At 58.7% G+C, this 9,136-nt stretch carries 9 protein-coding genes; 8 read left to right on the top strand and 1 reads right to left on the bottom strand.

Annotated elements, in window-relative coordinates:
• Positions 1–186: 186 nt before the first annotated feature.
• Positions 187–579, bottom strand: coding sequence for an iron-molybdenum cofactor biosynthesis protein (locus LAN64_19725; GenBank protein MBZ5570059.1), 393 nt, complete (start codon positions 577–579; stop codon positions 187–189).
• 180 nt (positions 580–759) lie between these two features.
• On the opposite strand from LAN64_19725, the gene LAN64_19720 reads away from it, so the two are divergent.
• The 8 genes from LAN64_19720 to LAN64_19685 all read left to right on the top strand — a co-directional run bounded on the left by LAN64_19720 (position 760) and on the right by LAN64_19685 (position 8,900).
• On the top strand, positions 760–1,092 hold the full coding sequence (locus tag LAN64_19720) for a helix-turn-helix transcriptional regulator (GenBank protein ID MBZ5570058.1): 333 nt from the start codon (positions 760–762) through the stop codon (positions 1,090–1,092).
• A gap of 260 nt (positions 1,093–1,352) precedes the next feature.
• The gene (locus LAN64_19715; GenBank protein MBZ5570057.1) at positions 1,353–2,762 is read left to right on the top strand and encodes a (Fe-S)-binding protein; all 1,410 of its coding nucleotides are present in this window, start codon (positions 1,353–1,355) and stop codon (positions 2,760–2,762) included.
• 13 nt (positions 2,763–2,775) lie between these two features.
• Positions 2,776–3,537, top strand: coding sequence for a hypothetical protein (locus tag LAN64_19710; GenBank protein MBZ5570056.1), 762 nt, complete (start codon positions 2,776–2,778; stop codon positions 3,535–3,537).
• Entirely contained in the window at positions 3,534–4,286 is a 753-nt protein-coding gene (locus LAN64_19705; GenBank protein MBZ5570055.1) for a 4Fe-4S dicluster domain-containing protein, read from the top strand. The genes LAN64_19710 and LAN64_19705 overlap by 4 nt, the downstream gene beginning before the upstream one ends.
• The gene (gene hybB / locus LAN64_19700) at positions 4,279–6,141 is read left to right on the top strand and encodes a Ni/Fe-hydrogenase cytochrome b subunit (protein ID MBZ5570054.1); all 1,863 of its coding nucleotides are present in this window, start codon (positions 4,279–4,281) and stop codon (positions 6,139–6,141) included. Before LAN64_19705 ends, hybB begins: the two co-directional genes overlap by 8 nt.
• Positions 6,142–6,188: 47 nt before the next feature.
• Positions 6,189–7,979, top strand: a complete 1,791-nt coding sequence (locus LAN64_19695) for a PAS domain-containing protein (protein MBZ5570053.1) — start codon at positions 6,189–6,191, stop codon at positions 7,977–7,979.
• On the top strand, positions 7,976–8,488 hold the full coding sequence (locus tag LAN64_19690) for a response regulator (protein ID MBZ5570052.1): 513 nt from the start codon (positions 7,976–7,978) through the stop codon (positions 8,486–8,488). The genes LAN64_19695 and LAN64_19690 overlap by 4 nt, the downstream gene beginning before the upstream one ends.
• A 40-nt stretch (positions 8,489–8,528) precedes the next feature.
• The gene (locus tag LAN64_19685) at positions 8,529–8,900 is read left to right on the top strand and encodes a response regulator (protein ID MBZ5570051.1); all 372 of its coding nucleotides are present in this window, start codon (positions 8,529–8,531) and stop codon (positions 8,898–8,900) included.
• The last annotated feature ends 236 nt before the right edge of the window (positions 8,901–9,136 follow it).

The raw sequence follows: 9,136 nt of genomic DNA, 5'->3' as shown, positions 1-9,136 counted from the left end.
AGAAAATGCTGCATACTTTGCTCAAGGCTGAGTCCTCCTCTGACTTGTTGGCTTTGGGAAAACTCAACTTATCAGAGACTCAGCCTTCTTCATTACCCAGCGGGACTCGGTACGGCAGCGCTAATTTGGACAAGAGTGACTCGATCGGTCATCGTCAGGTCCTCGACTGCACTACACGTCACTGCATCAATGATCGCAGTTGCATAAGCCCGTTTCTGAAGTGGGCAATGTCCCGTTCAGATAGGAAGCTACAGCTTCATCGGCCGAGGACGCCGCAGCCAGGATGATAGGCTCGATCCCTTGAGTCCGAAGGGCCTGCGCCGCTCCTGCGCCCATACCTCCGCACAATACGACACTGCAATCATTCAGAAGTTCGAGGATGTCTCCATGATTGTGCGCTCCATGCCGATGTCCTCCTTCGCGATTGCAGAGTCCCTGCGCATGAGGCGTGTGGTGATTGGTACGGAATTCCCGCGCGCCCAGCGTGCTGCCTTCCGCCTCGAAAACTACGAATCCCTTGCTCTGGCCGAAATGTTGAGAAACCGATACTCCGTCGATTGTCGCGACTGCGATCTTCACAACTCCTCCTGGTGCTTCTCTTGACATCTTCCCAGCTAGTTGTAATATACATCTAGATGTACATTACTCAAAGCAATTGTTTCCCGTTTATCGACAAACGAGGATCCAGAGCGCGCTATGCCTAGAGCGACGTGTCCACGGCACGGACCTGCACACCCTTGCACCTGCGCGATGGGCAACATTTACCGATTCATTGAGCCGGTGTTGCTCCTGATCCTAAAGGAAAAGGGCCACTCTTACGGATACGAGCTGTCGGAGAGCCTTTCTGACTACGCATTAACCGACGCGCAGATCGAACGCGCCGCGCTGTACCGGACCTTGCGGACTCTCGAAGAACACGGGCACGTAACGTCGAACTGGGAGACGGAGACGACCGGCCCCGCGCGACGCGTGTATTCCCTTACGAAAGCTGGACACGTTCACCTGCGAGAGTGGGCAGAAGTTATGCGACGACTAGGCCAATCGATGCGGGCGTTCTCGAAGAAAGCTGCGGCGAATGGCATTGAACGATGAAACCAGATGACAGCGGGTCAGCCCTTTAAGCCTACCGCCGGGCTTGACGCTCGTCCCAGGCTGCACCCTGAATGATGCGTTGCCATTGAGCCGTGATTCACGTCACACCATACACGGACAAGCAAAGGGTACGCTTTAACAAGCGCGGAATCGCTTCGGAGACGCAGTAATTCGGGCGCGCGCGGATAGCGCCGTCGGCGTGCCAAGCAACTGATCTCATCGCCGGATGTTTCGTCGCCGGACGGCATAACAGAGGGGCCATGGAGCCGCTGAGCGCGGAAGAACGGCGTAAGGCGTTCGCATCCGCAAAGAAGCCGGACATCGTGCGCAAGCAACGCCTGCCGGTTCGGTACCACGTCGAAGACTTCGATATCACTGATCGACCGCGGCGCTTTCTCCAGGCGTTCGCCGCCATCCTGAAACATACCAACTACCGCGTAGCGCTGGACCATTATGTCCGCGTGAGCGCAAAGTGCGCGCGGTGCTCGGTGAAATGCCAGGTTTACTTCGCGACAGGCGATGAGCGCGATGTGCCCTGCCAGCGGTCCGAGTTGCTGTTGTCCGTGTATCGCCGTCATTTCACCATCTCCGGGGTACTGCGCGCGCGAGTTCTGGGCGATGCCGGATTGACCGACGACAAGATCCAAGAAATGGCGGGGGCGTTCTATAACTGCACGGCTTGTCGCCGCTGTTATTTCGAGTGCCCGATGGGGGTCGATCACGGCCTGATCACGCACCTGGGGCGTTACATCCTCTCCGAGATCGGAATCGTCCCCCGTGCCCTGGCGGTGAGCGTTCGCGAGCAGTTAGCAGGCACGACCGGCAACACATCCGCTGTTCCAGTACCCGCGTTGCTGGACACACTCGAGTTCCTGAGCGAGGAGATCAAAGACGGAATCGGTGTTGACGTGTCATTCCCAGTCGATCAACAGGGGGCGGAATATCTCTTCCTTCCCGCCGTGTCGGACTTCCTTATGGAAGCCGAGACGCTAATGGGAAATGCGGCCGTGTTTCGCGCAACCGGCGATAGTTGGACCATCGGCACCGGATATTTCGACGGCATCAACTACGGATTGTTCTACAGCGATCAAGTTCTGGAACACGTGGTGAAGAAGATCCATACGGAAGCGCAACGCCTGGGCGCAAGAAAGATACTGATCGGTGAATGCGGTCACGCCTCACGCACCGCCAAGTTCTTCTATCCGACGTTTTGCGGCGGCCGGGAAGCCCTGCCGGTAGTCAACATTATGGAGTACACGTACGACGCATGGAAGAAAGGGCGGCTGAAACTGAAAGGCGGGGCCATTGCGGAGCGCGTCACCTATCACGATCCCTGCAACATTGCGCGCCCGGGGTGGATCGTGGAGCAGCCCCGCGAACTTCTGAAGGCAATCTGCAGCGATTATCTCGAGATGACGCCGAACCGACGCGACAACATCTGCTGCGGTGGCGGCGGCGGTACGGTTTCAATTGACGAGATCCAGCCTTACCGCATGTTGGTCGGAGGCAGGGCGAAGGCGGATCAGATTCGGGCTACCGGGGCCAAGTACTGTGTTGCGCCGTGCGCCAACTGTAAGAAGCAACTGCGGGAGCTCGTAGCAGAGCACGGCGTTGACTGCCAGATCGTGGGACTGCATGACCTTCTGTACAAGGCCATCGTGTTCGACTGATTGAGGTGGCGGAGTGGAATCCTGGATTGAATTCGGGCGTGGACCGCTGTTCCGCATCGCGTTTTCATTGATGTTGCTCGGCTTGGCACGGATCTTCGCCCTCACGGTCCTCGGACTGGTGGAGGCGTATGGGCGTAGTTCGGACAAGATCGTCAACTGGCGGGAAGTAAGGAAACAGACGATTGCGTGGCTGTTCCCGCTTAACCGGCTGTGGCGAGAGCGGCCGGTCTATAGCACGATTTCCTTTTTCTTTCACCTCGGACTGCTGCTCGTGCCGATGTCCCTGGCTGCGCACGTGCTGTTATGGAAACGTGCCGCCGGCTTCGCCTGGCCGGCACTTCCCCAACGTCTGTCGAACTATCTTGTGCTGGTCGCGATCGTTGCCGGGCTGGGACTGTTCTCGGGCCGGTTGCTGTATCCGGCCGCTCGGAAGCTCAGCCGCCGACAGGATTGGGCGTGGCCGCTGCTGCTGATCGTGCCCTTCATTACCGGCTACGTTTGCTCCAATCTCGCAGTTGCTCCGAAGACGTACGACGCCATGATGTTGGTGCACGTTTACTCGGCGAACCTGATCATGCTCTTGATTCCGTTTACCAAGATCGCGCACTGCGTGCTCGCACCGCTATCTCAGGTCGTCACGGCTGTGGCGTGGAAGTTTCCGGCTGGGGCCGGTGACCGAGTTGCCGCAACGCTGGGCTACGCGGATCGCCCCACCTGGGTCAAGAACTCGCGGACGGTCCAGGCAACACCTGTGGATGAGGTAGCTGCGAAATGAAAGCCGCGATTTTGACTGACACGACCAAGTGCAACGGCTGCCATGAATGCGTGGCCGCTTGCAAGAAGGAGAACAAGCTCCCGCTGGATCTCCCCCGCCGCTGGGATCTCGACGACGGCTTGTCGGCCAGGAACTGGACTTCGATCGTCGAAGGCCCGAAACAGGCGTTAGTGCGCAAACAATGCCGGCACTGCCTGGAACCGGCATGTGCCTCCGCCTGTCCCGTCGGCGCCCTCCACCAGACGGAACTGGGCGCGGTCGTGTACGACAGCAGCAAGTGCATGGGATGCCGCTACTGCATGATGGCGTGCCCGTACGGCATTCCACGTTATGACTGGCAGGCTGCGGTTCCATACGTCCGCAAATGCGTTTTCTGCTACCACCGCATCAGCGCCGGACGGCAACCTGCCTGCACCGAAGCGTGCCCGACCAAGGCAACCATCTTCGGCGACCGCGACCAACTTCTGGCTGAAGCGCATCGCCGCATTCGCGACAACCCAGGCGTGTATGTCAACACTGTCTGGGGCGAAGACGACGTGGGCGGAAGCTCCGTTCTCTACATTTCGAACGTCGATCTCGCGTTCTTGACCGGGGGCCGTTCGCCGGGCACGAAGCCTCTGCCATCCACTACCGCGCTGGCCATGGAAGCTGTGCCGTTCACTTTCTGCGGTGTGCTGGCCTTGATGGCGGGCGTGCACTGGATCGTCGACCGGCGTATGAACCTGCACAAGGACGAACCGGATGAATAGGGTTCGCAGGCTGAAATTCGTGCTTTGGTCGCTGCTCGGCCTGGCGGCATCGGTCGCAGTGCCACGTTTCTTGTTGGGGCTGGGCAGCAGCACCAATCTTTCCGACGGCAATCCCTGGGGCATCTGGGTTGGGTTCGACGTGATGGGCGGAGTAGCGTTGGCGGCCGGCGGATTCATCGTGACCGCGACGGTGTACATTTTCAAGCTAGATCGTTTTCATGCCGTGGTGCGCCCCGCGGTGCTCACCGCTTTTCTCGGCTATGCGGCGGTGGCGATCTCGCTGCTTTTCGATCTCGGCCTGCCATGGAACATCTGGCACATGATGGTGTTCTGGAATCCGCACTCGGCGCTGTTCGAGGTTGGCTGGTGCGTCATGCTTTACCTGGCGGTGTTAGCGCTGGAATTCTTCCCCGTCCCAGCCGAGGACTTTCCGCGCATGGCGAAGGTACGCGCGGTGCTGGTCAAAGCTCGCTTGCCCTTGGTCATCGTCGGCATCGGGCTATCCACGCTGCACCAGTCCTCCCTCGGGTCGCTGTTCCTGATCATGCCCTCGCGGTTGCACGCCCTGTGGTACTCGCCGATTCTGCCGATTCTCTTTCTCATCTCGGCCATCGCCCTCGGACTCTCTATGGTGATGTTCGAGAGCCACGTAACGGCGTACCTGTACCGCCGCAAGCCCGAGGCCGAAGTCCTGGCTTCTTTCGCCGGCGCCTGCCGCTGGGTGTTGCTGGTCTATCTCGCAGCGCGATTTGGAGACTTGCTGGTTCGCCGCCAAGCTGGAGAACTCTTCAGCTCGAACTGGCGGTCCGCAATGTTCTGGTTCGAAATTGCGGCGATGGCGATCGTGCCCATCGCACTGTTCTGGAACTCACGCCTGCGGCAGAGCCGTGCGGGGCAGTGGGCAACAGCATCGCTGGTTGTGTTCGGCGTGGTTCTGAACCGAGTCGACGTCGGCGGTGTGGCACACCTGAGACCGGATGGCGCCTTCTACTTGCCCGCTTGGACAGAAGTGGCCATCAGCGTGGGCGTGGTCTCCGCCGCCGTTTTGGCCTTCCTATTCATGGTCGAACGCTTCAAGGTGTGGGAACAGCGTCCTGCCGATCCCGAGCAGGATCCGCTGAAGCTGCCTGAATTGGACCCGATCGGCGACACCTGGCTGGGAGTTCCGGGCCTGGCTGCCCGCACCACGTATTCGATGGCGTTCATTGTCGCCGCGGCTTTGGGATTCGCTTTCATGCATGTTCAGGCGGCGGAGATCCGAGGCCTGGAGCCAACTCCTGTTCACCAGGCCCGGGGCGGGCGGGACATCCTCTGGATTGATGGAAACCTGGATGGTTTCGGGGTCACGTTCAAGCACGTGGAGCACGAGAAACGGGAGGGCGCCAAACAATCGTGCGTGAAGTGCCACCACATGAATCTTCCCAGGGACGAGGGGACTGCGTGTGCGCGCTGCCATCGCGACATGTACCTGCCGAGCGACTCATTCCGGCACGACTGGCACGCCTCGCCCTCGGGAGGACGAGTGGCGTGTTACCAGTGTCACGCACGGGGACAGGCGCGCACGGCGGCCACCGCCGTCGCCTGCGACAAATGCCACAAGAACCTGGTCCCCTCCGGCGCTACCATTAAGGTGAAGCAATACCTGAGCGTTGCATATACGGAGGCGATGCACCGGCTTTGTATCGGATGTCACGTCAAGAAGGCGAAGGAGAACAACAAACCCGAGATGCCGCGCTGCGACTGGTGCCATAAGGACAAGCGTGAGGTCATTGATTCCCGCGAGATCGTTCTCCGCCGCCGTGGCTTGACCGCAATCAACGTCGTGCTGCCACCTCCAGACTCAGGGAGCAAATGATGCCGCGGCGTAGCCAAGCCGAAGTGGACCGGCTCCTGAGCGTGAGCATGTTGCAGGCGCCGTTCAACGTGGCCGTCATTAACCGCGACCACAAGATTGTGGCGGCCAACGAAAACTTCGAAGAATATTTTGGCAATTGGCGGAATCGTCATTGCTACGAGGTGTACAAGGGAAAGTCGCAGATATGTGAGAACTGCCAGTCCGAGGTCACCTTTGCGGATGGACGTGTTCGCGTTTCCGATGAGACTGGCATCGATCGGCACGGACGAAGCTGCCAGTACGCATTGCACCTTTCACCCCTGAAGGATAAGTCGGGGGCCATCAACCACATCGTCCAGATAACTACGGACCTGACGGAAACTCGGACTTGGCAGCGGCAATACGATTTGCTCTTCGAACGCGTGCCTTGCTCCGCGTTTGTCATCGACCGAGACTTCCATCTGGTCCGTGTGAATACGCGATTCCGCGAAACTTTCGGGGATCCGGAGGGCAAGTGTTGCTATCAGGTCTGCAAACGGCGCAAGACCCCTTGCCGCAACTGCACTGCTGCTATGACTTTCGCCGACGGCGCTGAACACGTTTCCAGTGAGGTGGGCGTCCACCCGGACGGGTCGCCCGCGCATTACTTCGTCACCAGTTCGCCGCTTTCGCGCAGCGATGAAGGCGTTGCGCATGTCATCCAGATGGCGACCGACATCAGCCAGGTTTATGAGTTGGAACGTGAGCTCAGAAAGACGCAGGATTTCTACGAGGCATTGATCCAGAACTCGCCTGCGGGCATTCTCGCCGTCGACCCAACCGGCAATCCCAAGCTTATGAACCCCGCGGCACGCGATCTGCTGGGATGGACGACTCTCCAGCTTCCCGCTGCAGCCCGGCTCAAGGAGTTGCTGCCGCAAGAGTTCTCGGAGTCCGAGGCGTGCGACAAAAAACTACTGGATCTGCCGGAGATTGCCGTACGTACGACCCGAGGACAGGAAATCCCGGTCCATTTATCAGCCGTTGAGCTAAAGAGTGGCCGGCAACATCTCGGGCGCGCAGCTTTTCTCGAGGATCTACGCGGAATCATGCGCCTGGAACAGGAAAAACTCGAGGCAGAGCGCATGGCCACCGTCGGTCAGACCGTGGCCGGACTCGCACACACCATCAAAAATCTTCTCATGGGAGTCGAGGGCGGGATGTACATGATGGATAGCGGCCTGTCGCGCGGTGATACCAAGCGAATTGCCTCCGGCTGGCAAATGCTGCAACGCAACTTCGAAAAAACCAACGCCCTGGTGAAAGACTTCCTCAGCTTTGCCAAAGGCCGTATACCGGAACTTCATCCCACCGACCCCAACACGTTGGCCCGCGACATCGTGAACCTTTATGTTGACGCCGCTCGCATGCAAGGCGTTGAGTTGGTGCTTGAAGCGGACCCACAAGTGAGCCCTGCCCCGTTGGATCGCCAGGGAATGGAGACCTGCGTCACAAACCTGCTTTCCAACGCGGTGGATGCTGCTGCCATGCGTGCAGAGGGGGGCGGCAAAGTCGTGCTGCGAACGCGCGAGGATGAGGGCGATCTGATATTCGAGGTTGACGATAACGGCAGCGGCATAGACGAGGAACTCAAGGAAAAGTTGTTCACCACCTTTTTCACAACCAAAGGCACCAAGGGAACAGGATTGGGACTCCTGACGACGCGAAAAATCGTGCAGGAACACGGCGGTCGGATGGAGGTCGATTCGACTTCTGGACAAGGATCCACCTTCCGCATCCGGCTTTCACGCGAGCGTCTCAAGGCGATCGCACGCGATGCAACCGCATCGGCGCCGCGATCGAGCGAGCAGAAACCATGAATGAGACAAGGCCAAAGCGCGTTTTGGTCGTGGACGACGAGGCTGATGTCCGCGAATACCTGCAAGCCGCACTCGAAGATGCCGGTTTTCTGGTTGAGACGGCCTGCGATGGGCTGGAAGCGCTGGGCTCGGTGAGGCGAAATGCCCCCGACCTGATCTCGCTGGACCTGGTGATGCCTCACCACTCTGGGGCACGCTTCTACCACGATCTCCAGAAGGATAGACAGTTGTCCAAGATTCCTGTCTTGATTGTCACCGGCCACGCCAAGGACGAACTAGGCAGGGCGGACTTCAGGGAAATGACTATGTCCGGACCGGGCGTTTATCTCGAAAAGCCCGTGCGGCCGGATTCTTATGTGAAGGCAGTACGCACTCTGCTCGGAATGGAATCTTCGGATGCGGAAATGATGGGACAGAATGACGAACTGCGCTCCGAGCTTGGCAACGCCTTGGCTGGTGCTGATCGTGAAACGTTAAAGCGCGCTCTGGAAGTGCTGAAGAAAAGGTAGGCTACCGCTCATGACACAAAACATAGCAGGACGGATTCTCGTGGTTGATGATGAAGAGGACGTTCTCACTTTCGTCGGCACACTTCTGGAAGATAACGGCTATTCCGTCATCAAGGCGATGAATGGGAAAGAAGGCTTTGCGAAAGCCAAAGCGGAGCTGCCGGATTTGATTTTGCTCGACATCTCGATGCCGGAAGAGAGTGGCGTGCGGATGTACCGCAACGTGTGCGGAGATCCGCAGACGAAGCATATCCCCGTGGTTGTCCTGACGGGCATATCGCATGATTTCAAACGGTTCATCGAGACCCGCCGACAAGTGCCTCCACCTGCCGGCTACTTCGATAAGCCGCCGGATCGTGAGCAACTACTGGCAAAGATCAAAGAACTAACAAGACCCAAGACCGTGGCGTGAACAGCGTCCTAGCCGACGTCGGACCCGTTGCTCCGTTTGCGGACTTCAAAACGAGAGGGGCGGTCCACCTCGGCGAAGTGCGGGTACCTTCGAAGACCACTCTTGTCCAAATTAGCGCTGCCGTACCGAGTCCCGCTGGGTAATGAAGAAGGCTGAGTCTCTGATAAGTTGAGTTTTCCCAAAGCCAACAAGTCAGAGGAGGACTCAGCCTTGAGCAAAGTATGCAGCATTTTCTC

This window comes from Terriglobia bacterium, from assembly GCA_020073185.1.
GTDB lineage: Bacteria > Acidobacteriota > Terriglobia > Terriglobales > Acidobacteriaceae > JAIQGF01.
The sequence above is the reverse complement of the archived record's forward strand: the minus strand, read 5'-3'. Positions and strand labels throughout refer to the sequence as shown.